This window comes from Streptosporangium jomthongense, assembly GCF_042650425.1.
In the GTDB taxonomy this organism is placed as follows: Bacteria; Actinomycetota; Actinomycetes; order Streptosporangiales; family Streptosporangiaceae; genus Streptosporangium.
Genome location: NZ_JBHSBC010000001.1, coordinates 64,561 through 86,045, shown reverse-complemented (window position 1 = coordinate 86,045; position 21,485 = coordinate 64,561). Strand labels below are relative to the sequence as shown.

General features: G+C 72.6%; 21 protein-coding genes. 12 read left to right on the top strand and 9 right to left on the bottom strand.

The annotated features are described in order from the left end of the window. Positions 1-14 precede the first annotated feature (14 nt). Genes ACFOYY_RS00420 through ACFOYY_RS00390 form a run of 7 tightly spaced genes read right to left on the bottom strand, consistent with a single transcriptional unit; the run spans position 15 to position 7,445 of the window. Positions 15-974, bottom strand: a complete 960-nt coding sequence (locus ACFOYY_RS00420; protein WP_352010650.1) for a quinone oxidoreductase family protein — start codon at positions 972-974, stop codon at positions 15-17. A 57-nt stretch (positions 975-1,031) separates the two neighbouring features. Continuing rightward, positions 1,032-2,777, bottom strand: a complete 1,746-nt coding sequence (locus ACFOYY_RS00415) for a serine/threonine-protein kinase (RefSeq protein WP_386186728.1) — start codon at positions 2,775-2,777, stop codon at positions 1,032-1,034. Between the two features lie 40 nt (positions 2,778-2,817). Continuing rightward, on the bottom strand, positions 2,818-3,489 hold the full coding sequence (locus tag ACFOYY_RS00410; RefSeq protein ID WP_352010652.1) for an HAD family hydrolase: 672 nt from the start codon (positions 3,487-3,489) through the stop codon (positions 2,818-2,820). Next, entirely contained in the window at positions 3,479-4,522 is a 1,044-nt protein-coding gene (locus ACFOYY_RS00405) for an ABC transporter ATP-binding protein (RefSeq protein ID WP_352010653.1), read from the bottom strand. The genes ACFOYY_RS00410 and ACFOYY_RS00405 overlap by 11 nt, the downstream gene beginning before the upstream one ends. Next, a complete protein-coding gene (locus ACFOYY_RS00400) occupies positions 4,519-5,382 on the bottom strand; it encodes an ABC transporter permease (protein ID WP_352010654.1) in 864 nt (287 codons plus the stop codon). The genes ACFOYY_RS00405 and ACFOYY_RS00400 overlap by 4 nt, the downstream gene beginning before the upstream one ends. Continuing rightward, entirely contained in the window at positions 5,370-6,254 is an 885-nt protein-coding gene (locus ACFOYY_RS00395; protein WP_386186724.1) for an ABC transporter permease, read from the bottom strand. The genes ACFOYY_RS00400 and ACFOYY_RS00395 overlap by 13 nt, the downstream gene beginning before the upstream one ends. A 3-nt stretch (positions 6,255-6,257) precedes the next feature. After that, positions 6,258-7,445 (bottom strand): ABC transporter substrate-binding protein, encoded by a 1,188-nt coding sequence (locus ACFOYY_RS00390; protein WP_352010656.1) that lies wholly within the window; start codon positions 7,443-7,445, stop codon positions 6,258-6,260. A 232-nt stretch (positions 7,446-7,677) separates the two neighbouring features. Here ACFOYY_RS00390 and ACFOYY_RS00385 point away from each other — a divergent pair, with 232 nt between their 5' ends. After that, positions 7,678-8,472, top strand: coding sequence for a GntR family transcriptional regulator (locus ACFOYY_RS00385; RefSeq protein WP_386186722.1), 795 nt, complete (start codon positions 7,678-7,680; stop codon positions 8,470-8,472). Positions 8,473-8,540: 68 nt separating this feature from the next. Further along, entirely contained in the window at positions 8,541-8,807 is a 267-nt protein-coding gene (locus ACFOYY_RS00380) for a DUF6504 family protein (RefSeq protein ID WP_352010658.1), read from the top strand. Here the strand turns inward: ACFOYY_RS00380 and ACFOYY_RS00375 are convergent. Together ACFOYY_RS00375 and ACFOYY_RS00370 are read right to left on the bottom strand one after the other, a co-directional pair. Further along, a complete protein-coding gene (locus tag ACFOYY_RS00375; protein ID WP_386186720.1) occupies positions 8,747-9,496 on the bottom strand; it encodes a DUF4328 domain-containing protein in 750 nt (249 codons plus the stop codon). The two genes, ACFOYY_RS00380 and ACFOYY_RS00375, sit on opposite strands and share 61 nt — an antisense overlap. Before the next feature lie 66 nt (positions 9,497-9,562). Further along, positions 9,563-10,213: a response regulator transcription factor gene (locus tag ACFOYY_RS00370; RefSeq protein WP_352010660.1), complete on the bottom strand. Its 651-nt coding sequence runs from the start codon at positions 10,211-10,213 to the stop codon at positions 9,563-9,565. A 115-nt stretch (positions 10,214-10,328) separates the two neighbouring features. On the opposite strand from ACFOYY_RS00370, the gene ACFOYY_RS00365 reads away from it, so the two are divergent. From ACFOYY_RS00365 to cobT, 10 genes are all read left to right on the top strand, one after another. Beyond that, a complete protein-coding gene (locus ACFOYY_RS00365; RefSeq protein WP_352010661.1) occupies positions 10,329-11,021 on the top strand; it encodes an ABC transporter ATP-binding protein in 693 nt (230 codons plus the stop codon). Next, entirely contained in the window at positions 11,018-12,988 is a 1,971-nt protein-coding gene (locus tag ACFOYY_RS00360; protein WP_386186717.1) for an FtsX-like permease family protein, read from the top strand. The genes ACFOYY_RS00365 and ACFOYY_RS00360 overlap by 4 nt, the downstream gene beginning before the upstream one ends. 265 nt (positions 12,989-13,253) lie before the next feature. After that, complete coding sequence (locus ACFOYY_RS00355; RefSeq protein ID WP_386186715.1) at positions 13,254-14,150, top strand: ABC transporter substrate-binding protein; 897 nt, start codon at positions 13,254-13,256, stop codon at positions 14,148-14,150. A 133-nt stretch (positions 14,151-14,283) separates the two neighbouring features. Beyond that, positions 14,284-15,759: a sulfatase family protein gene (locus ACFOYY_RS00350; RefSeq protein ID WP_386186713.1), complete on the top strand. Its 1,476-nt coding sequence runs from the start codon at positions 14,284-14,286 to the stop codon at positions 15,757-15,759. A gap of 63 nt (positions 15,760-15,822) precedes the next feature. Next, entirely contained in the window at positions 15,823-16,554 is a 732-nt protein-coding gene (locus ACFOYY_RS00345) for a (Fe-S)-binding protein (protein WP_352010665.1), read from the top strand. After that, positions 16,551-17,972 (top strand): lactate utilization protein B, encoded by a 1,422-nt coding sequence (locus ACFOYY_RS00340; protein ID WP_386186710.1) that lies wholly within the window; start codon positions 16,551-16,553, stop codon positions 17,970-17,972. Before ACFOYY_RS00345 ends, ACFOYY_RS00340 begins: the two co-directional genes overlap by 4 nt. After that, positions 17,969-18,598 carry a LutC/YkgG family protein gene (locus ACFOYY_RS00335; protein WP_386186709.1) on the top strand — a complete coding sequence of 210 codons (630 nt, stop codon included), beginning with the start codon at positions 17,969-17,971 and terminating at the stop codon, positions 18,596-18,598. Before ACFOYY_RS00340 ends, ACFOYY_RS00335 begins: the two co-directional genes overlap by 4 nt. Positions 18,599-18,668: 70 nt before the next feature. Beyond that, positions 18,669-19,271 carry a GNAT family N-acetyltransferase gene (locus ACFOYY_RS00330; RefSeq protein ID WP_362773408.1) on the top strand — a complete coding sequence of 201 codons (603 nt, stop codon included), beginning with the start codon at positions 18,669-18,671 and terminating at the stop codon, positions 19,269-19,271. A gap of 125 nt (positions 19,272-19,396) precedes the next feature. Next, the gene (locus tag ACFOYY_RS00325; protein WP_352010668.1) at positions 19,397-20,224 is read left to right on the top strand and encodes a sirohydrochlorin chelatase; all 828 of its coding nucleotides are present in this window, start codon (positions 19,397-19,399) and stop codon (positions 20,222-20,224) included. A gap of 50 nt (positions 20,225-20,274) precedes the next feature. Beyond that, the gene (gene cobT / locus ACFOYY_RS00320) at positions 20,275-21,342 is read left to right on the top strand and encodes a nicotinate-nucleotide--dimethylbenzimidazole phosphoribosyltransferase (protein ID WP_352010669.1); all 1,068 of its coding nucleotides are present in this window, start codon (positions 20,275-20,277) and stop codon (positions 21,340-21,342) included. Positions 21,343-21,485: the final 143 nt, after the last annotated feature.

The window sequence follows — 21,485 nt, the reverse complement described above, 5'->3', positions numbered from 1 at the left end:
CCCTCGCAGGGTCCCTACGGGAGCAGGAGGAGCTTGCCGGTGGTACGGCGGGCCTCCAGGTCCCTGTGGGCCTGGGCGGCCTCGGACAGGGGGTAGCGGGCGGAGATGTGGACCCTGAGGTCGCCGGAGGCCACCCAGCCGAAGATGTTCGAGGCCCGCCAGGCCAGCTCGTCGCGGGTGGCGACGTAGGGACCGAGGCTGGGGCGGGTCAGGAACAGGGAGCCACCCCTGGCCAGGACCTGCGGGTCGACGGGCGGGACCGGGCCGCTGGCCTGGCCGTACAGGGCCATCATGCCGCGCGGGCGCAGCGAGGCGACGCTGTCGTCGAAGGTGGCCGCGCCGACGCCGTCGTAGACGACGTGCACGCCGGAACCGGTCAGGTCGCGCACCGCCTCGGCGAAGCCGTCGTAGCGCAGCACCTCGTCCGCGCCCGCCTGGCGGGCCAGTGTCTCCTTCTCCTCGGTCGAGACCGTGCCGATCACCCGGGCGCCGCGCAGCTTCGCGATCTGGACGAGCAGCAGGCCGACGCCCCCGGCCGCCGCGTGCACCAGCACGTCGTCGCCGGGCTTCACCTCGTAGGTGGAGTGGGTCAGGTAGTGGGCGGTCAGTCCCTGCAGGGTCACCGCCGCCGCCTGCTCGGCGTCGATCCCCTCGGGTACGGCCAGCAGTTGCGAGGCGGGCACCACCGCGCGGGCGGCGTAGCTGCCCATCACCCCGGCCCAGGCCACGGTGTCACCGACGGACAGACCGGTCACGTCCTCACCGACGGCGGCCACGGTGCCCGCGCCCTCGTTGCCGGGGACGAAGGGCAGCGAGAGCGGGTAGCGGCCGATCCGGTGGTAGACGTCGATGAAGTTCACCCCGCTGGCGGCGACGTCGACGAGCACCTCACCGGGATTCGGCTCCGGGTCCGGGTGGTCGGTGTAGGCGAGGACCTCGGGACCGCCGGTCGCGGAGACGACTATGGCACGCATCGTGCTGGCTCCTTCGCTCGTTGGATGGTTCGATCATCGTCCCCAACCCCGTGGGGGTCACTCGCTGTTCCCGCCGGAGGGCGTGGGGGAGTCGTCCTCGCGGGGGACGCCGCGCATGGTGAAGTTGTCGAAGGACGCCCTGAGTGTCGCGCTGCTCTTCTCCCCGACCCGGGCGAGCACGCCGACCTGGCCGCTGGGCAGCGGGTTGGCGTCGAGGACGGTCCCGACCTGCTCGCCGTCCACCCACATGGTCAGCCGCACGCCGTCGGGGCCGCCGGCGCACTCGGCCTGGATGCGCACCGGGCCCTTCTCCGGCAGGTCGACCGGGACGGCCTTGATCAGCTCGCCGCCGCCGCTCTTGACGGCCTTGCGGATGCGGGCCGTGCCGAGGGTGTCGACCAGGAACTCGTAGCGGGTCGCCTCGTAGCTCTCCTCGCCGCGGCAGAACAGGCCGTACTCGCCGGGCCCCTCGGTTCCTGGGCGGGTCCCTGCGTCGACGCCCAGCAGGAACCGGTCGGGAATGACCGGGGTCGGGCTGGCCAGGAGGTTGGGGACCACGGGCGGGGCGGTCAGGAAGCCGATCGGCGCCTTCTGCCGTCCCACCGGGTAGCCGCCGTCCACGTCCACGGCGTAGAAGCCGTCGGGGGAGTAGCCGTACCGGTCGGACGTGCCGTCGTAGACGCCGCCGCTCCAGCCGTTGCCGCTCTGGGTGAAGTCCTCCTGGTAGAGCAGGGGGAGGTTCTCCGGCGGCCCTCCCGAGGCCAGGCTGAGCAACAGCCCGGCTCCCGCGACCACCACGGCCAGGGCGGAGACCGCCCCGACCACGACCGTCCTCGTGGTACGGCGTCGCCGCGGAGGAGGCGTGCCCGGCAGGACCGTCGTCCCGAGCGGCTCCTGGCCGGTCCACACGGCCGTCCCGCCCGCCTCGACGAAGTCGGGCACCGCGGGGCCGCGCTGCCAGGCGGCCTGGACCGAGTCCGCGGCCTGCTCGTGCGGGGCCGAGCGGCCGACCAGGTGGTCGAGGATCTGCTGGGAGGTCGGTCTGCGCAGGGGGTCCTTGGCGATGGCGTGGGTCACCAGCTCGCGCAGCGACCCCTCAAGGCCGTCGAGGGAGGGTTCGGTGTTGAGCACCTGGTAGAGCACCGACGGCAGGCTCTCCCCGCCGAAGGGGGCCTTGCCGCTGGCGGCGAAGGCGACCAGGCAGCCCCAGGAGAAGACGTCGCACGCCGCCGACAGCGGTTCGCCGCGCAGGGCCTCGGGCGCCATGTAGCGGGGGGTGCCGAGGATCTCTCCGGTCCCGGTGATCCCGCCGAGCGTGTCGAGCGCGCGGGCGATGCCGAAGTCGATCACCCGGGGGCCCACCGGGGAGAGCAGCACGTTGGAGGGCTTGAGGTCGCGGTGGACCACCCCGGCGGAGTGGATGGCGGCCAGCGCGGTCGCCACGCCGACCGCGAGCGAGTCGAGGCTGGAGCCGCGCAGCGGCCCGCCGTTCTGTACGGCCTCCTCCAGGTTGGGGCCGGGGACGTACTCGGTGACGACGTAGAGCTGGTCGCCGTCGAGCGCGGTCTCGATCACGGCGGCCGTGCAGAACCTGCGTACCCGCTGGGCGGCGTCGGCCTCGCGGCGGAAGCGCATCCTGAACTGGTCGTGGCGGCTGTACTCGGGGTTGATGACCTTGATGGCGACTCGCTGCCCGTCGGGTGCCTCACCGAGGTAGACGGTGCCCATTCCCCCTCTGCCGAGCCGGCCGACCACCCGGTACTGCCCTATTTGGAAGGAATCACCCGCATCCAGATCGTCCACCGCCACACCTAACCACCGCATCCGCCATTGCACGAACGGCTCAGCCTATCGAGATCTCCCCCGCCACCAGCCTCCGCAGCAGCGTGACGTCGATCTTTTCCAGGCTGTTCACGGAGAGCACGCCGTACGGCACGGCGCGCGCCCCCGCGACGGCGACCGCCCTGCACCCCGCGGCCAGGGCGGAGGCCAGGCCGACGGGGCTGTCCTCGACGGCCACGCACACGGCGGGGTCGAGGCCGAGACCGGCTGCGGCCAGCAGGTAGGGGTCGGGCGCGGGCTTGCCGCGCGGGGCGTCCTCCGCGGCGACCACCAGACGGAAGCGCTCCGCCCCGACCGTACGGAGCACCGGTTCGACGATCCGCCGGGAGGAGGCGGTGACCAGGGCGGTCGGCACCCCGGCCGAGGCCAGGCCGTCCAGCAGCGCGAGCGCGCCGGGCAGCGGGGTCACCCCGAGGGCGATCAGGCGGGCGAACTCCCCGGTGAGCCGCTCGCTGATCCACCCGAGGGGAACGCCGGGCCGTTGGAGGTGGGCGGCGGTGTGCTCGGCGGGGCGGCCGTGCACGTGTTCGGGGTCGACCTCACCGGGCCGCAGGCCGAGTTCGGCGGCCACCGCCGCGCACGCCCGCCGCCACAGCCCCTCGGTGTCCACGACGGTGCCGTCCATGTCGAACAGGACGGCGCCCAGTTCAGGGGGCGGCGGTTCAGGGAGCATCGGCGCGGCCCGCGACGAGGACGGGCCGCCGTACGAGACCGACGCCGACCCTGGTGCCGGGCGCCAGCCGGGCCGTGTCGTGGCCGGGCACGTCGCTGAGCATCTCCAGGTCGCCGAGCCGTACCCGCAGCCTGGCCGAGGAACCGCGGAAGGAGGAGGCGACGACGAGTCCCTCCCCCTCCGGGTCGGGGGACAGGAGCACGGCCTCGGGGCGGGCCAGCACGTCCACCTCGGGTGTGGCGGGCAGCGGGCCCTCCACGGGCAGCCTCAGGCCGAGGACCGTGACCTCCCTGCCGGAGAGGCGGCCCGGCAGGTGGTTCATCGTGCCGACGAACTCGGCAACGAACGGCGTGGCGGGCCTGTCGTAGACCTCGGCGGGCGGGGCGCACTGTTCGAGCCGTCCCTCCCGCATCACCGCGACCCGGTCGGCGACCGAGAGCGCCTCCTCCTGGTCGTGGGTGACGAAGACGGTGGTGATGCCCAGGTCGAGCTGCAGCCGCCGGATCTCCTCCCGCAGGGTGAGGCGCACCTTGGCGTCGAGCGCGGACAGCGGCTCGTCCAGCAGGAGTACCCGGGGCTCGGGTGCCAGCGCCCTGGCCAGCGCGACGCGCTGCTGCTGGCCGCCGGACAGCTCGTGCGGGTAGCGCTCGCCGTGCGTGGGAAGCCCGACCAGTTCGAGCAGTTCGGCCGCCCTGGCGTGCCGTTTCGCGGCGGGCACCTTGCGGACCCGCAGGCCGAAGGCCACGTTGTCGCGGACGTTCAGGTTGGGGAACAGGCTGTAGGACTGGAAGACCATGCCCGTGTCCCTGCGGTTGGCCGGCCTGCGGGTGACGTCCTCGCCGTCGACGATCACGGCGCCCTCGTCGGGGTGCTCAAAGCCCGCGACACAGCGCAGCGCCGTGGTCTTGCCGCAGCCGGACGGCCCGAGCAGCGCCATCAGCTCACCGGGCCGGACGGTCAGGTCGAGGCCGTCCAGGGCGACCGTACGGCCGAACACCCGCCGCAGCCCGCGGAACTCGACACCGGCGGTCACGACGACCTCCTTCGTTCGACGCCCGCGCCGGACAGGGCGAGCGAGAGCAACCAGATGATCAACAGGCTCAGCAGCGAGACGGCGACGGACAACTGCCCCTCGGAGCCCGCGACCGTCACGATCCAGACGGGGAAGGTCCGGTAGCCGAGCAGCGCGGCGACGGTGTACTCGCCGAACACCAGCGCCAGGGTGAGGAACGCGGCGCCGGTGATGGCCGAACGCAGGTTGGGGACGATCACGCGCAGCAGCACGTACGGCCACGAGGCCCCCAGGCCGCGGGCCGCCTCGACGAGGGTGCGCACGTCGATCGCCCGCAGCCCCGCGTCCAGCGACCGGTGGGCGAACGGCAGCGCCAGCACCACGTAGGCCAGCACCAGCACCACGGGGAACCGCTCGTCCTGGATCGCCATCAGCGTCCCCCAGAACGGCGTCGCGGCCAGCGCGTCCGGCCCGAACCGCAGCACCGTGCCGATCCCGGAGACGAACGTGATCGGCGGCACCACCAGCGGGAGCGTGCAGACCACCTCCAGCACCGGCCGCAGCCGGGGCGCGCCGAGCCGTACGGCCAGCGTCGCGGGCAGGGTGAGCCCGAGCGTGACCACGATCGTCGCCACGGCCAGGCCGAGCGACAGCAGCATGCTGGCCCCGAAGCCCTCGGCGGACACGATCCTCGGGTAGGGGGCCAGGGAGAACCCCTGACGCTCGTTGTAGGCGGTGAACCAGAACGAGGTGGCCAGCGGGAGCAGGAAGTAGACCGCCGCGAGTCCCAGTGCCAGGCCGCGCCACAGGCGGACCCGCCGCCTCCCGGCGGGGGCGAGGCTCCGGGGGGCGGCCTCAAGGACGGGGGTCACCGCAGCCATCGGCCGCTCCTTCTCTGCAGCGGCAGGTGCACCGCCATGACCAGGCCCGCCACGACGACCATGTCGAGGCTGAGCGCGAGCGCGACGTTCTCGTGCCCGACGAGCACGTCACCGGTGAGGGCGTCGGCGATCTGCAGGGTCACCAGGGGGACCGTGCTGCCGGTGATCGCCGCCGCGGTCGCGTACGCGGCGAACGCGCCGCCGAACAGCAGCACGAAACCGCCGAGCAGCGAGGGGGCGAGCACCGGGACGCCGACGTGTCGCCAGTACTGCCAGGCACTGGCCCCGCTGCTGTCGGCCGCCTCCCGCCACTGCGGTCTCAGGCCCTCAAGGGCGGGCGCCATGACCAGCACCATCAACGGCACGGAGAAGTACATGTAGACCAGGACCAGGCCCCAGAAGCCGTACAGGCTCCAGCCCGACTCGCCGAGCCCGAAGGCCGTGGTGACCACCCCGGAGTTGCCCAGGGTCGCCACCCACAGGAACGCCAGCGGCACCCCGCCGAAGTTGGCCAGCACGCCCGAGGCGGACAGCACCGCCCCGCGCAGCGCCGCCGAGGAGGAGGTGACCACCGCCTGGGCGAGGAGGGCGCCCAGGAGCGCGCCGAGCGCCGCGACCACCGCCGACAGGCGCACGCTGCCCAGCAGGGTCGTGAGGTAGTTGCCCCGCAGGCTCTCGGCCAGGTTGGCGGTGCCGAGGAAGGTCCGGCCGCTCGCCGGGTCGGTGACGGTGAAGGCGCCCGACAGCAGCGCCACCGCGGGAATCCCGAACGCGAACGCCATGAAGGCCAGCAGGGGCACGGCGGCGGGCCAGGCGCGCCCGGTACGGCGTCCCGCGGCGGCCGTACCGGGAGGGGACATGGTTTCGGCCATGGGTCAGCCGCCGACTGCGGCGCCCCAACCGGTGGCCAGGACTTCCTTCGCCTTGGCGACCTGGGCGTCGGTCGGGAAGGTCGGCTCGCCCTCGACGGGAGGCAGGTTGGCCTCGGCCGCCTTGTCCACCGAGCCGTCGGCCTGCATCGCGGGCAGCAGCACCGGGCGGGCGAAGCCGCCGAGGTAGAGGTTCTGGCCCTCGGTGCTGTAGAGGAACTCCTGCCACAGGCGGGCGGCGGCCGGGTGCGGGGCGTCCTTGTTGATGGCCTGCGCGTAGAGCTGGAAGTACTTGCCGTCGGAGGGGATGACGGTCTTCCAGTCGAGGCCCTTGTCGACGAGCTTGGGGGCGTAGGCGGCGTTGTTGTAGTCCCAGTCGACGCTGATCTGGGTCTCGCCCTTCTCGATGGTCGCCGGGGTGGTCTCGACGGGGTTGAAGTTGCCCGCGGCCTTGAGCTTCTTGAAGAAGTCCAGGCCCGGCTGGATGTCGTCGAAGGAACCGCCGTTGGCCAGGGCCGCCGCGTAGACGCCCGCGAACGCCGAACCCGACTTGGTGGGGTTGCCGTTCATCGCGACCTTGCCCTTGTACTCGGGCTTGAGCAGGTCGGCGAAGGACTCGGGGCACTTGGCGATCTTCTTGGCGTCACAGCCGATCGAGACGTAGCCGCCGTAGTCGTTGAACCACAGGCCGGTCGGCTCCTTCTGGTTGTCCGGGATCTTGTCCCACGTCTGCACCTTGTAGGGCGCGAACAGGCCTTCGGCGGCGCCGCTGATGGCGAAGGACTGGCCGAGGTCGAGCACGTCGGGGGCGCGGTCCTGGCCCTTGCGGGTCTTCACCGCGTTGATCTCGTCGGCGCTCGCGGCGTCCGGGGTCTCGCTCTCGATCTCGATGCCGTACTTGGCGGTGAACGCCTCGATGATCTTGCCGTAGTTGGCCCAGTCCGGGGGCAGCGCGATGACGTGCAGCCTGCCCTCCTTCTTGGCGGCCTCGACGAGCTTGTCCAGCCCGCCGAGGTCGGCCGCCGAGGTGGCGGTGGCCGCCGCGCCCGCCGCCGGGGCCTGCCCCGCGGCGCCGGAGGCCGCGTCCGAGGAGGACGCGGCGGGGGACGCGGTCGTCGGGGCCGCGCCGCACGCCGTGACGCCCGCGGCGAGGAGGGCGGCCAGGCCCGCGAGGCGGACGCGAGATGAGATCACGTTCTCTCCCAGAGGGGATGTCGTGCACTAAGCACAGAAATTCACGAACTTGTCCAAACAAGCTAGCCTTGGCGGGTCGGCTCCCGGTTGCCCCTCGATGAACGCTCGAAGTACGTCAGGGGAACGCATGAGCTGTGGCTTCATGAGTCATTCACCCTTGTCTAGGGTGAGGAAGGCGAAGCACCCGATGCGCCCGATGCGCGCAGCGCGGGCACGAGGAATGGACGGGGCCTTGGTTGACACGGGAAACGGGGCGGAGCCCGGCGGCCGGGCCGCGGCGCGCTACGTGGGGATCGCCGCCGAGCTGAGGGAGGCGATCATGTGCGGCGAGTACGCCGTGGGCTCCCAGCTCCCCTCGGAGACGACGCTCGCCACCCGCTTCGACGTCTCGCGCGGCACCGTCCGCCAGGCCGTCGCCCTGCTCGCGGCCGAGGGCCTGGTCGGCTCCCGGCAGGGGGCCAGGCGCATCGTGGTCGGCCGCGAGCGCAGCCAGAGCTTCGCCGAGCTGAACAGCTTCGCGCAGTGGGCGCAGGCGATGGGCTACCGGGTCAGCGGCCAGGTGCTCGAACAGCGCCGCCGGGACGCGGACGCGGCCGAGGCCGTACGGCTGGCGCTCCAGCCGGGTGACCAGGTGCTCTCCGTGCTGCGGTTGCGCTCCCTCGAAGGCGAACCGGTGATGCTCGAACGCACCGTCTACGCGGGCTGGATCGCCCCGGCCGTCGAACGGATCCCCCCGGACTGCGAGTCGATCACCCAGGCCCTCTACGAGGACGTCGGCCTGGTCTTCGCCTACGGGGAGCACCTCATCGACGCGGTCTCCGCCGGCGTCGAGGACTCCCGCCTCCTGGTCGTACGGCGTGGCAGCCCGCTGCTGCGTCAGCGCCGGGTCACCACGACCCACGAGGGCCGTCCCGTGGAGTGGTCCGACGACCGCTACCGTGCGGGCAGCGTGACCTTCAGCATCCGCAACTCGGTTGACGCCAACCCACTGGTGAGACAGATGGGGGACTTGCGCCTCATGTCATGAGAACGTATGTTCGACGGGCCAGGCCCGTCTTCCCCCGGGCGCGGACGCGAACCGCGGGGAGATGTGCCGTGAGCAGACTCTACGGTGATCCGATCGAGGTCTGGACCCGTGACGGCCAGCCGGTCCAGTTCGTCTGGCGCGACCGGCTCTACGCCGTGCGCCAGGTGCTCGACCGGTGGGTGGTCGCACGCGAGTGGTGGAAGACCTCGGAGGGCGACCCGGGAGAGCGCCGTTTCTGGCGGGTCGAGGCCGACCCCGGAGACGGGCGGGGCACCTACGAACTGCGCTTCGACACCGCAGGTGAGGGCTGGCTGCTGATGCGGGCCTGGGACTGACGCCGTCCGCCGGCCGCCACGTGGAACGGCCCCGCCTGCGCGGCCAGGGTGAGGGCGTGCGCCGAGGCCCGCGCGCCCGCCGTCTGGATCGCGGTGACCTGCCGCACCGTCGCCGCGCACAGCAGCGCGCCGAGCGCGACGACCGTCAGGTCGGCGAGGCCGAGGCCGGTGAGGTCGGAGTTCCCGTGCGGGGCGCCGAAGGGCAGCCGGATCACGGCGACGGCGAGCGTGGCCAGCCAGCTCAGCCACCAGGCGGCCAGCAGCGCGACCCAGCGCGGGCGCCGGTCGGCGGGCGGGCGGGAGGCCCGCCACAGGCGGTGGACCAGCAGCGGAGGCAGGACCAGGTTGACCCCGGGGACGAGCCAGGCGGCCAGTACGGGCAGGGCGGGCGTCCAGGAGAGGGCGGCGTTCTGCCTGGCCTGGACCAGCCAGGTCAGATAGGCCGCCGCGCCCGCGACCGTGGCGACCGCGACCAGCATGACCAGGACGGCGAAGACGGTCACCGCGCCGACGACGGCCTGCGCGCCGGGGGCGTGCGGGTCACCGCCGAGCGCCGATATCTCCCGGGCGAGCCGCCTGCCCCGCACGTGCTCGAAGACCACCAGGGCGGCGACCGTGAGCACCTGGGCGGCGAGGGTCACGTGGACGACGAGGGCCGATCTCCTGGGCACCGGCGGGACGAAGCGCATGTGTCTCTCCCCCCGGGACGCGCTGAAGGACCTGCCCTTCTTGTATCCCGTCGGCCGCCCGGCTAATCAGCCCACAACGCCAGATTCCCAGGCCCAGGCCGCGACCTCCACCCGGTTGCGCGCGCCGAGTTTCGCCTGGATGCTCCCCAGGTGCGTCTTGACCGTCGAGAGCGAGACGAACAGCTCCGCGGCGATCTCCTGGTTGGTCCTTCCCCTGGCCACCAGGCGGACGACGTCGAACTCGCGTTCGGTGAGCGGCTCGCTCGGCGGCCTGCCGCCGCCGTGGCGGGGACGCGCCAGGTGTTCGAGCAGCCGTACGGTCACCGAGGGCGAGACGAGGGCGTCCCCGGCCGCGGCGGCCCTGATCGCCTCGATGAGCAGGGTGGGCCCGCTGTCCTTGAGCAGGAACCCGGTCGCCCCGGCGCGCAGCGCGCCGTAGACGTACTCGTCCAGGTCGAAGGTGGTGACGATGACCACCCGCATCGGGTCCCTGGCCCCGGGCCCGGCCAGCAGCCTGGTGGCCTCAAGGCCGTCCAGCTTCGGCATCCGGATGTCCAGCAGGCACACGTCGGGCCGGAGCCTGCGCGCGTGCTCGACCGCCTCGGCGCCGTTCGCGGCGGTCGCCACGACCTCCATGTCCGGCTGGGCGTCCAGGATCATCTGGAAGCCGGTCCGCACGAGTTCCTGGTCGTCGGCGATGAGTACCCGAATCGTCACGCGATCGATTCTGCCAGCCCAACGCCGATGTCGGTCTTTCGGCTGATAAGGGAGTCCGGTTGTCGGGCCGGTCGGCCGATCCGCCGTACGGCCCCGCCGGGAGAGGGTCTTGGCCATGAGTGTTGTTCTTGAGGGAATCGGCCTGGTCAAGCGGTTCGGCCCGACCGTGGCGCTGGGCGGGGTCGGCCTCGCCCTGGCCGGAGGGGAGGCGCTGGCCATCATGGGGCCTTCAGGGTCGGGGAAGTCGACCCTGCTGCACTGCCTCGCCGGGATCATGAAGCCGGACGCGGGCGAGGTCAGGCTGCTCGGTGAGCGCATCGACGCGCTGGGGGAGCGCCGCCGCAGTGAGCTGCGCCGTACCCGCTTCGGGTTCGTCTTCCAGTTCGGGCAGCTCCTGCCCGAACTGCCCGCGGAGGAGAACGTCGCGCTGCCGCTGATGCTCGGCGGCGTGTCCAGGGGCGACGCCGTACGGCGGGCCCGCGAGTGGTTCGGCCCGCTCGGCCTGGGCGGCATGGAGGGGCGCAGGCCGGGTGAGCTGTCGGGAGGCCAGGCCCAGCGGGTCGCCATCGCCCGCGCGCTGGTCACCGGGCCCGCGGTGATCTTCGCCGACGAGCCGACCGGCGCCCTCGACCAGGGCACCGGACACGACACGATGAGCCTGCTGGTCGAGGCGACCAAGCACAACGGCGCCTCCCTGGTCGTCGTCACCCACGACCTCCAGGTGGCCCGCTGGTGCGACCGCGTCGTCGAGGTCCGCGACGGGCAGGTCATCCCCGGCTCCACCCAGGCGATCGGGGTCGGGGGATGAACGGGGTCGTCGGACTCGCCTGGCGGTTGCTGCGCGGCGGCGGTCGCAGAGGACTGCTCGGCTCCGCGCTGACCGTGGTCGCGGTGGCCGTGTCCACCGGGCTGCTGCTGTTCGCCGTGACCGCCAACCTCGCCTTCCAGGGCAGGGCGGACCGGGGGGCGTGGCGCAACCCGGTCGAGGCCACCCGGGACGCCGTCGCGATCCAGGCCGTGCACCTGGACCACGTGGAGAACCGGCCGATCACCGTCGTCGACGTGGCGGCCCTCGAACCGGGGGCGCCCGCGCCCCCGGGCCTCGACCGCTTCCCCGCGCCCGGCGAGGTGTGGCTCTCCCCGGCGCTGGCCGAGCTGGTGAAGCGGCTGCCCGAGGACCGGCTCGCCGGACGGTTCACGGGGAAGGGCGGCGGCAGGGTCGGTGACGCGGCCCTGGTCCATCCGGACGAGCTGGTCGCCGTCCGGGGGCAGGCCCCCGGCTCCCCGGCCATGACCGCGGGACCCGCCGTCGACGGGCACGACGACATCGCCCCCACGAGGATCTCCGGCTTCACCGGCACCAGGACGGACAACGCGATCGGCTACCAGATCCTGGCGCTGATCGCGAGCGTGCTGATGGTCGTGCCGCTGCTGGTCTTCGGCGGGGCGGCGGCCAGGCTCACCGTGGCCCGCAGGGACCAGCGCCTGGCCGCGCTGCGGCTGGTCGGGGCCACTCCCGGGCAGGTCGTCACGATGACCGTCGCCGAGGCGATGATCACGGCGTTCGCCGGGGCGGTGCTCGGCGCCGTGCTCTACTTCCTGATGACCCCGCTGCTCACCAGGATCTCGATCGACGGAGGCCCCTGGTTCGTCGCCGACACCTGGCCGGGGGTGCTCCCCGTGCTCGGGGTGCTGGCCGTGGTGCCGCTGCTCGTCGGCCTGTCCGCCGTCGTCGGCCTGCGCCGGGTCGTGGTCAGCCCGCTCGGCGTCGCCAAGAGGGAGACGCCGCCCGCGATGCGCTTCGTCCGGGTCCTGGCGCTGCTGGCCGTCCTGGCCGTGGTGCCCACCCTCGGGATGGGGGCGAGCGTCGGCGTGGTCACGGTCGTCCTGAGTCTGGCCTTCCTGGCGGTCAACCTGGTCGGCCCGTGGGTGGTCGGCCTGCTGGGCAGGATCGTCGCGGCCTCGGCCAGACGCCCCGCGGGGCTCCTCGCCGGGCGCCGCATGATCGACGACCCCCGAGCCGCCTGGCGGACCGTGAGCGGTGTCGCGCTGACCGGGTTCGTGGCCGGGTTCATCGGCCTGCTCACCCCGGGGGCCGGGCTGCTCGGTCACGCCGACGCCGAGAACCTGCGCCTGTCCGTGCCGCCCGCCAAGGCGGCCGAGCTCTCGGCGGAGGCCAGGGAACGGCTGTCGGCCGCGGGGGTGCGGGCCACGGTCACCGTCAAGGCAGGCGGCGGACGCGGTAAAGGGCAGGGCAGGGTGCTGGTCGCGGCCCTCGGCACCTCCGACGTCGCCGTCGCGGACCGGGCGCGCACCGCCCTGGACGGCCTGGTGCCGGGCCGCAGCGCGACCACCGCGGCCGACGACGACCGCTCCGGCTTCCGCGTCCTGGACGACATCCGCACCGGCACGGTCACCGTGCTCGCCGTGTCGTTCCTGGTGGCCGTCGCCAGCGCGGGCATCACCGCGGCCTCCTCGATCCTGGACCGCAGGCAGACCTACGCGCTGCTGCACCTGGCGGGCACCCCGATGAAGGTGCTCGACGCGGCCCGCCGTACCGAGACGCTCCTGCCGCTGGCCGTCATGGGAGGCGGGGCGATCGCGGTCGGCATGTTCTGCGCGCTGCCGTTCGCGCTGTCCACGATGAACGTCTCCGGCCTGGTCACGCTGCTCGTCTGCGTCGGGCTCGGCTTCGCGGGGGTCGCCGCGGCGGGGGCGGCGAGCGCGCCGCTGCTGCGCTCGGTCACGGCCAACCCGGCGCCCAGACCCGACTAGTATCCCTATTCAACTGGTAGGGAAAGTTGTAAATATGCCGACGGGTCGTTACGGTAGGACCCACGGAGACCCCGGCAGGTGAAGGTGCCGCGGCGGGCGCTGACCTTCCCGCCGGGATCTCTCCGAAGACGGGGACGGCGCCTCACGGCCACGGGCGCCGCCCGCGGGACGGAGCCGGCGGCTCGCCTCGTTCGCCGGCTCCGGTTCGGGGCCCTGCGGGAAAAGACCGTTCGGGCCCTCCGGGAAAAGATCAAGGAGCGATTCGATGGCGATCCGTGTCGGGGTGCACGTCGACAATCCCTCGCTGTTCTTCCTGTCCCACCTCGACCACCTGCTCGAAGGCATCGAGATCCACCGCTACTCCGACGCGGGCAGGACCGGGGAACTGCTGGCCGGCGGGGTCATCGACCTGGGCGGGACCGGCTCGACGCTCCCGCTCGCCGCCCAGGCGGCGCACCTGCCCGTCGCCTACGTGGCCGCCTCCGCGCCGCGCCACGGCCACGGCGCCCTGCTGGTGGCGAAGAACGGGCCGGTCATGACCGTGACCGACCTGCGGGACCAGCCGGTCTCACTGCGCGTCGGCTCCTGGCAGACCCACTTCCTGGCCAAGGTCCTCGCCGACGCCGGGCTGTCCTACCAGGACATCGAGCCCAGGCCCGCCGCCTCGGAGGCCAGGCTCTGGCTGCGTGACGGGGTGGTGGCCGGCTGGGTCGCCGAGGGCGCCGACCTGGTCGAGGCCGAACGCGCGGGGCACTTCACCAGGCTCTCCGGCACCGCCGGGGTCGTCGCGGACCGCTCGGTCCTGTTCACCCGCAGGAGCCTGGCCGAGTCGGCGCCGCAGGAACTGGCCGCGGTCGTCTCGGCGCTGCGCGAGGCGGACAGGTGGGCGGCGGAGCATCCCGTCGAGGCCGCCAAACTGGTCGTCGAGGCCGTCGGCGGCTCCGTCGACTCCTGGACGACCGCGCTCAGACGGCTCCCCTGGCGGCTTGAACCGGTGAGCGGGACGTTCGTCGCCGAGCAGCAGGACGCCGCCGACGTGCTCTACGACGCCGGGTTCCTGACCGGCCGCGTCGACGCGCGGGCGGCGGTCGTGCCCGCCCTCGACCAGGTCGTGGCCGCGCGGCTTGGGGAGCCCCGGCGGGTCCAGGGCGTCGCGGCCTGACCGCCGGTCTCCGCAGATCTCCGGCTGTGGCGTGCCCGCCGCGGCCGGGCCGTCTCTCCCCCCGGAAGCAGAGCTCGTTCCGTACCGGTGCCCCTTCGGTGAGGTGTCGGGATTCGGCCTTCTGGGAAGCGTGATGTGTGTGCTCAATGCTGTCCGCAAGCTCATGTGCCTGGTCCTGTTGTCCGGCCTCGGAGCCTCGGGACTCGGTCCCGCGGTGGCGCGGACGGTCGCCCAGCCCAACATCGTGTTCATCCTCGTCGACGACCAGGAGGCGGGGGACCTGCAGAAGTTCCCGAACATCTGGAACGAGCTCGTCCGGGGCGGCACCTCCTTCGAGCACTTCTTCGTCTCCAACTCCTGGTGCTGCCCCTCCCGGTCGTCGATCCTGCGCTCGCAGTACGTGCACAGTCACGGGGTGCTGACCAACACGGCCCCCGAGGGCGGCTTCACCAAGTTCCACGACTCCGATCTGGAACGTTCCACGATCGGCACCTGGATGAAGGCGGCCGGCTACCGCACCGGCCTGATGGGCAAATACCTCAACCACTATCCCGGCGGCGCCGCCGAACCCACCTACGTGCCGCCGGGCTGGGACGAGTGGGACGTGCCGGTGCGCAAGCTCTACAACGAGTACGGCTACACGCTCAACGAGAACGGCACGCTCAGGCCGTACGGCTCCGCGGACGCCGACTACCTGCCCGACGTGCTCTCCCGCAAGGCCAACGCCTTCGTCTCGCAGGCGGGGGAGAGGCCGTTCTTCCTGTACCTCGCCCCCATCGCGCCGCACAACCCGTCCAACTTCGCCGCCAGGCACCGCGACGCCTTCGCCGGGGCGACCGCCCCCCGGACCCCGTCCTTCGACCAGGAGGACGTCAGCGCCGAACCGCACTGGCTGAGTTCGCGCGAGCGGTTCGGCGACAGGACGATCGCGGGCATCGACGAGCGCTACCGCCGCAGGCTCAGGGCCATGCTCGGCGTGGACGACCTCGTCGGCTCCCTGGTCGAGACCCTGCGCGTCGCCGGGAAGCTGGACGACACCTACCTCTTCTTCGCCTCGGACAACGGCTTCCACCTGGGGCAGCACCGGCTGGCCCAGGGCAAGACGACCCCCTTCGACGAGTCGATCAGGGTGCCGCTGGTGGTCAGGGGGCCCGGCGTCAGGGCGGGCGGCTCCGTCGGCGCGATGGCCGCCAACGTCGACCTCGCCCCGACCTTCGCCCAGCTCGGAGGCGCGACACCGGCGCCCTTCGTCGAGGGCCGCTCGCTGCTGCCGCTGCTGCGCGGCCAGACCCCGGCCCCGTGGCGGCAGAACGTCCTGCTTGAGTTCTACCGGCCGACGAACAGCAGCTCGGCCCGCCAGACCCCGGTCCCCGCCTACCAGGGCATGCGCACGGCCCGCTACACCTTCGTGCGCTACTCGACCGGCGAGTACCAGCTCTACGACGACGGCAGGGACCCCTACCAGCTCTACAACCTCGCCGCGCGGGTTCCCCCCTCGGTGATCACGGACTTCAACCGGCAGCTCGACGCCCTGGCCTCATGCTCGGGAGCCACCTGCCGTACGGCCGACTCCGTCGAACCGCCCTCCCTCACTCCCGGTCATTCGTAACGAAAAGTGGGCGGATCGGGCATCATGGCGGTTGATCGCGACCTTTACCGGAAGGAGCGCGCCTTGCGCGTCGCCCTCTTCGTCACCTGTGTGAACGACACGATGTTCCCCGGAACCGGCCGGGCCACGGTGACGCTGCTGCGCCGCCTCGGCTGCGACGTCGTCTTCCCCATGGGGCAGACCTGCTGCGGCCAGATGCACCTCAACACCGGATACCCCGAGGAGGGCGGACGTCTGGCGCGGCACTTCACCGACGTCTTCGCCGGACACGACGCGGTCGTCGTGCCCTCCGGGTCGTGCGCGGCGATGATCCGCGAGCAGTACGCGAGACTCGCCCCCGCCGCCACGGCCTTCGCCGAACGGGTCGCCGAGACGGTGCCGAAGGTCCACGAGCTCTCGGAGTTCCTGGTGGACGTCCTCGGGGTCACCGACGTCGGGGCCTACTTCCCGCACCGGGTGACCTACCACCCGACCTGCCACTCGCTGCGCGGCCTGCGCCTGGGCGACCGTCCGGTACGGCTGCTCGAACAGGTCAGGGGTCTCGAACTGGTCCCGCTGCCCGCCGCGGACGAGTGCTGCGGCTTCGGCGGCACCTTCGCGGTGAAGAACCCCGCCGTCTCCGCCGCCATGTGCGCCGACAAGGCCCGCAACGTCACCGCGACCGGCGCCGAGGTGCTCTGCGCCGCGGACAACTCCTGCCTGATGCACATCGGCGGCACCCTCGGCCGCCAGCGCACCGGCGTCAGGACCATGCACCTGGCCGAGATCCTCGCCTCGACGGAGGCCGCCCGATGAGGCCGGCGACGGGGCCGGTGACCTTCCTCGGCATGCCGACCTTCCCGGCGAACGCGGCGGCGGCCGTAGGGAACTCCCAGCTCAGGTTCAACCTGCGCAAGGCCACCCACACGATCCGCGAGAAGCGGGCCTCCGTGGTCGACGAGCTTCCCGACTGGGCGCGGCTCAGGCAGGCGGGCAAGCAGATCAAGGACCACACGCTGCGGAACCTGGAGCGCTACCTCCTCCAGCTTGAGGAGGCGGTCACCGCGGCCGGCGGCCACGTCCACTGGGCGGCCGACGCGCGGGAGGCCAACCGCATCGTCACCCGGCTCGTCAAGGAGACCGGGGAGAGCGACGTGGTGAAGGTCAAGTCGATGGCCACCCAGGAGATCGGGCTCAACGAGGCCCTCGCCGAGGCCGGGATCACCGCCTACGAGACCGACCTGGCCGAACTGATCGTGCAACTCGGCGACGACCTGCCCTCGCACATCCTGGTGCCCGCGATCCACCGCAGCCGCGCGGAGATCCGCGAGATCTTCCTGGAGAGGATGGCCGCCTGGGGACGTCCTGCCCCCGAGGAGCTCACCGACGACCCGCGCGCCCTGGCCGAGGCCGCCCGCCGCCACCTGCGCGAGCGCTTCCTGTCCACCAAGGTCGCGATCTCGGGCGCCAATTTCATGATCGCCGAGACCGGGACACTCGTCGTGCTCGAATCCGAGGGCAACGGCCGGATGTGCCTGACCCTTCCGGAGAGGCTGATCAGCGTGGTCGGCATCGAGAAGCTGCTGCCGACCTGGCGGGACCTTGAGGTCTTCATGCAGCTGCTGCCCAGGAGCTCGACCGGCGAGCGGATGAACCCCTACACCTCGACCTGGACGGGCGCGACCGAGGGCCAGGAGTTCCACCTGGTCCTGCTCGACAACGGCCGCACCCGGGTCCTGGCCGACGAGGTCGGCAGGCAGGCGCTGCGCTGCATCCGCTGCTCGGCCTGCCTGAACGTCTGCCCCGTCTACGAACGCGCGGGCGGGCACGCCTACGGCTCCGTCTACCCGGGTCCCATCGGGGCGATCCTCACCCCGCAGCTTCGCGGCATGTCCTCACCCCTGGACGCCTCGCTGCCCTACGCCTCGACGCTCTGCGGCGCCTGTTTCGACGTCTGCCCGGTCGCGATCGACATCCCCGAGGTCCTGGTCAGCCTGCGTGGCAGGGCCCCGCACCCGCGCGCGGAAAGGTTCGGCATGCGCGCGGCCGGCTGGGTCCTCGACCGCCCGGAACGGATGGCACGCGCCGAGCGCATGGCCGGACGGCTGCGCCGTTTCGTCCCCCGGCGCATGCCCGGCCCGCTGTCGGCGTGGACCGACACCCGAGACCTGCCCGAGATCCCCGCCGAGTCCTTCCGCGACTGGTGGCTGCGCACCGACGGAGGAAGCCGGTGAACGACAGGGAACTGATCCTGGCCAGAATCCGCGCGGCCGTCACCCCGGGAGGCCCCGGGGACCCCGGGGAGCCCGGGGAGATCGTCCGTGACTACCTGACCTCCGCCGGGCCACATGACGAGGCCGGGCTGACCGAGCTGCTGGCCGAACGCGTCGCCGACTACCGGGCCGTCGTGCACGTGACCGGCGAGGACGAGGTGGCCGCGACGATCGCCTCCGCGCTGGCCGTACAGGGTCTGACGAGGCCGGTCGTCCCGGGTGGACTGCCCGCGCAATGGGTGCCCGAGGGGGCCGTCCAGGACGATCCGGAGCTGTCGGCCGAGGAACTCGAAGCCGCCGGAGGCGTGGTCACCGGCTGCGCCGTGGCGATCGCCGAGACCGGGACGATCGTGCTGGACGCCGGACCGGGTCAGGGCAGGCGGGCGCTTACCCTGCTGCCCGACTACCACCTGTGCGTGGTGCGGGCCGGGCAGATCGTCGCGGGGGTGCCGCAGGCGCTGGCCGTACTCGACCCCTCCCGCCCGCTGACCTGGATCAGCGGGCCCTCCGCGACCAGCGACATCGAGCTGAACCGCGTCGAGGGCGTGCACGGACCGCGCACCCTTGAGGTGGTGATCGTCCGCTGACCGCGGGGTTGCGCGGAGGCGGTCCCGTGAGATGGGCTTGGCGGCGTCCACCGCCCGACTGGGAGGGTGATTGACCGCCTTCGCACCCGGTCTGTCCGTCACGACGCGACGGCTTCTGCTGCGTCCCTTCGACCCCTCGGACGCGCGCCGGATTCGCGTCGTGATCGAGACACGCGCCCCCTTCCTGCCGCCGGGCGCGCCGGGCCGTCCCTCGGGCGTGGCCGCCTGGCTGGCCAGGGGCGCGCACGAGCTGCGCCGCTCCGGCCAGGGCGCGCACCTGGCGATCGAGGCCGACGGGCTCATCGTGGGGGCGATCAGCCTGTTCGGGACCCGGTGGGAGGCGGGGACGACGGAGATCGGCTACGGCGTGCACCCCCTGCACCGGGGACGCGGCTACGCCTCGGAGGCCGTACTGGGCCTGGCCCGCTGGACGTTCGGGAACACCTCCCTGCGCCGGATCGAGCTGCGCGCCGACGCCGACAACCACGCCTCCCTGCGGGTGGCGGAGAAGGCCGGGTTCGTCAGGGAGGGGACGCTGCGCGCCGCCGCGATGCGGCCGGACGGCCCACGTGACGTCGTGGTGTTCGGCCTGCTCGGAAGCGACCTCTCCCGAGGGGAGAACGGCCCCGGAGACGGGTCGGGCGGGACGGGGGAGACCGTTCGGTGGAGGTGAGAAAGATGGGGTCATATCCGATGCGTTTTATGGTTTCGTTACCTGTCCATGTCGAGCCGTTATCGGATATCCTCGCCAGTCGCTGCCGCGTATTCCCAGGTCAAGGTCATTGGAGTCCTGTTTCTATGAAGCCGCCGCTGCTGCTCATCGGGCAGGGCTCGCACGAGGACAACGAATCCGTCGAGTTCGGCAGGTTCGTCCATCGCCTCCGCTGCAGGCTCGACCGCAGCGCCGCCGAGGTCTCCGGCGGATACCTCACCAGGGCCAGGCCGCGACTGCGTGACTCGGTCGCCTCACTGGTCGCCCGCGGCCACCACCGCATGGTCGCGCTGCCGCTGAGCCTCACCGGCGACCTGCGCGCCGACGCCGAGACCCTCGCGGCGATGACCAGGGAGCAGGAGCGCCACCCCACGCTCACCTGCGACTACGGACGGCCCCTCGGCTCGGACCCCCGGATCCTGGCGCTGCTCGCCGAGCGCCTGGCGGACGCCGCCGCCGAGGTCGCCAGTCTCCGTCTCGTCCCCGCCGCCGCGGCCCCGCTCGACGACGAGCCCGAGCGCATCGAGATCGGCGAGACCGCCGTCGTGCTGGTCGGTGACGGCTCGACCAGTCCCGCGACGAACGCGGACGTGCACCGCGTCTCCCGGCTGTTCTGGGAGACCCACGCCCACGAGTACATGACCGTGGAGACCGCCTTCACCTCGCTCACCCCGCCCGGCGTGCCCGGCGGCATCGAGCGCTGCCGCCGCCTCGGCGCCCGGCGGGTGATCGTCGTTCCCTACCTGCTGTTCGCCGGGGGCGTCCTGGACCGCATCTGGGCCCAGGCCATGGCCTACGCCGCGGGCCATCCCGACCTGGACGTCCGCTGCGCCGACGTCATCGGCGACTGTGAGGGACTGGCCGACGTGGTCGTCGAGCGCTACGAGGAGGCGCTCAGCGGCATCACCTGGTGAACCGCTCCCCGGATGACCGTTCCTTGACCTCTGGCGGGACACTTGGGGACATGACCATCCTTGAGCAGACCCTGGCCGCGATCCGGCCCGCCGACCCGGACGCCCTCGCCGAGGCGAGGGCACACCAAGACAGGCTGACCAAGCCGAGGGGCGCCCTGGGCGTGCTCGAAGAGGTGGCCGTACGGCTCGCGGGCGCGGCGGCGGTGAACCCGCCCCCGCTGCCGGCCCCGGCGGCCCTGGCGATCTTCGCCGCAGACCACGGCGTCCACGCCCAGGGCGTGTCCCCGTGGCCGCAGGAGGTCACGGTCCAGATGGTCGGCAACTTCCTGGCGGGCGGCGCCGTGGCCAACGCCTTCGCGGCCCAGGTGGGCGCCTCGGTGACGGTGGTCGACGTGGGGGTCGCGGCCGAACTCGCCCCGGCCCCCGGCCTGACGCACGGCAAGGTCGCCCACGGCACCGCCGACATGTCCCTCGGCCCGGCGATGACCGTCGAGCAGGCGGTCGCGGCGCTGGAGACCGGGATCACGGTGGCCCGTGACCTCGTCGCCCAGGGGGCGCGCTGCCTGGTCACCGGGGACATGGGCATCGCCAACACCACCGCCTCCGCCGCCCTGATCTGCGCCTTCACCGGCCGCGACCCGGCGGAGGTGACCGGCAGGGGAACCGGCGTTGACGACGAGACGCTGGCCCGCAAGGTCGAGGTCGTACGGCGCGCCCTGCGGGTGAACGGCCTGGACGGTTCGAGCCGGTCCGCGCTGGAGACGCTGGCCGCGGTCGGCGGCCTCGAACACGCCGCGATCGCGGGGTTCCTCCTCGGCGGGGCGGCCCTGCGGGTGCCGGTGATCCTCGACGGTGTGATCGCCGGATCGGCGGCGCTGGCCGCGGCCGGGCTCGCCTCGGACGTGGTCGACCACTGTGTGGCCGGGCACCGTTCCGCCGAGCCGGGTCACGCCGTGGCGCTCGCCCATCTCGGCCTGCGCCCTCTGGTCGAGCTGGAGCTCCGGCTCGGTGAGGGGACCGGAGGGCTGCTCGCCCACCCGCTGGTCTGCGCGGCCGTCCGGGTGATGCACGAGGTGGCCACCTTCGACTCCGCCGGGGTCACCGACAAGGAGGCCTGATCGTGGGGCTTCCGGGAACCCTGTGACGGACCGGGTGCTCCGTTACCTGGAGAACGCCGAACGTTACCCGGGGAGCAGCGAACAACGAGGCATTAACCGGTAGGTTTACCTCCTAACACTTCCTGCACAATTCATTGCGAACG

What these genes read in the sequence shown, in the direction of transcription:
- ACFOYY_RS00375 (WP_386186720.1), bottom strand. Translation starts at nt 9,496, where the DNA reads ATGCGCTTCGTCCCGCCGGTGCCCAGGAGATCGGCCCTCGTCGTCCAC.
- ACFOYY_RS00395 (WP_386186724.1), bottom strand. Translation starts at nt 6,254, where the DNA reads ATGGCCGAAACCATGTCCCCTCCCGGTACGGCCGCCGCGGGACGCCGT.
- ACFOYY_RS00355 (WP_386186715.1), top strand. Translation starts at nt 13,254, where the DNA reads ATGGCGATCCGTGTCGGGGTGCACGTCGACAATCCCTCGCTGTTCTTC.
- ACFOYY_RS00340 (WP_386186710.1), top strand. Translation starts at nt 16,551, where the DNA reads ATGAGGCCGGCGACGGGGCCGGTGACCTTCCTCGGCATGCCGACCTTC.
- ACFOYY_RS00420 (WP_352010650.1), bottom strand. Translation starts at nt 974, where the DNA reads ATGCGTGCCATAGTCGTCTCCGCGACCGGCGGTCCCGAGGTCCTCGCC.
- ACFOYY_RS00350 (WP_386186713.1), top strand. Translation starts at nt 14,284, where the DNA reads ATGTGTGTGCTCAATGCTGTCCGCAAGCTCATGTGCCTGGTCCTGTTG.
- cobT (WP_352010669.1), top strand. Translation starts at nt 20,275, where the DNA reads ATGACCATCCTTGAGCAGACCCTGGCCGCGATCCGGCCCGCCGACCCG.
- ACFOYY_RS00360 (WP_386186717.1), top strand. Translation starts at nt 11,018, where the DNA reads ATGAACGGGGTCGTCGGACTCGCCTGGCGGTTGCTGCGCGGCGGCGGT.
- ACFOYY_RS00400 (WP_352010654.1), bottom strand. Translation starts at nt 5,382, where the DNA reads ATGGCTGCGGTGACCCCCGTCCTTGAGGCCGCCCCCCGGAGCCTCGCC.
- ACFOYY_RS00365 (WP_352010661.1), top strand. Translation starts at nt 10,329, where the DNA reads ATGAGTGTTGTTCTTGAGGGAATCGGCCTGGTCAAGCGGTTCGGCCCG.
- ACFOYY_RS00410 (WP_352010652.1), bottom strand. Translation starts at nt 3,489, where the DNA reads ATGCTCCCTGAACCGCCGCCCCCTGAACTGGGCGCCGTCCTGTTCGAC.
- ACFOYY_RS00325 (WP_352010668.1), top strand. Translation starts at nt 19,397, where the DNA reads ATGAAGCCGCCGCTGCTGCTCATCGGGCAGGGCTCGCACGAGGACAAC.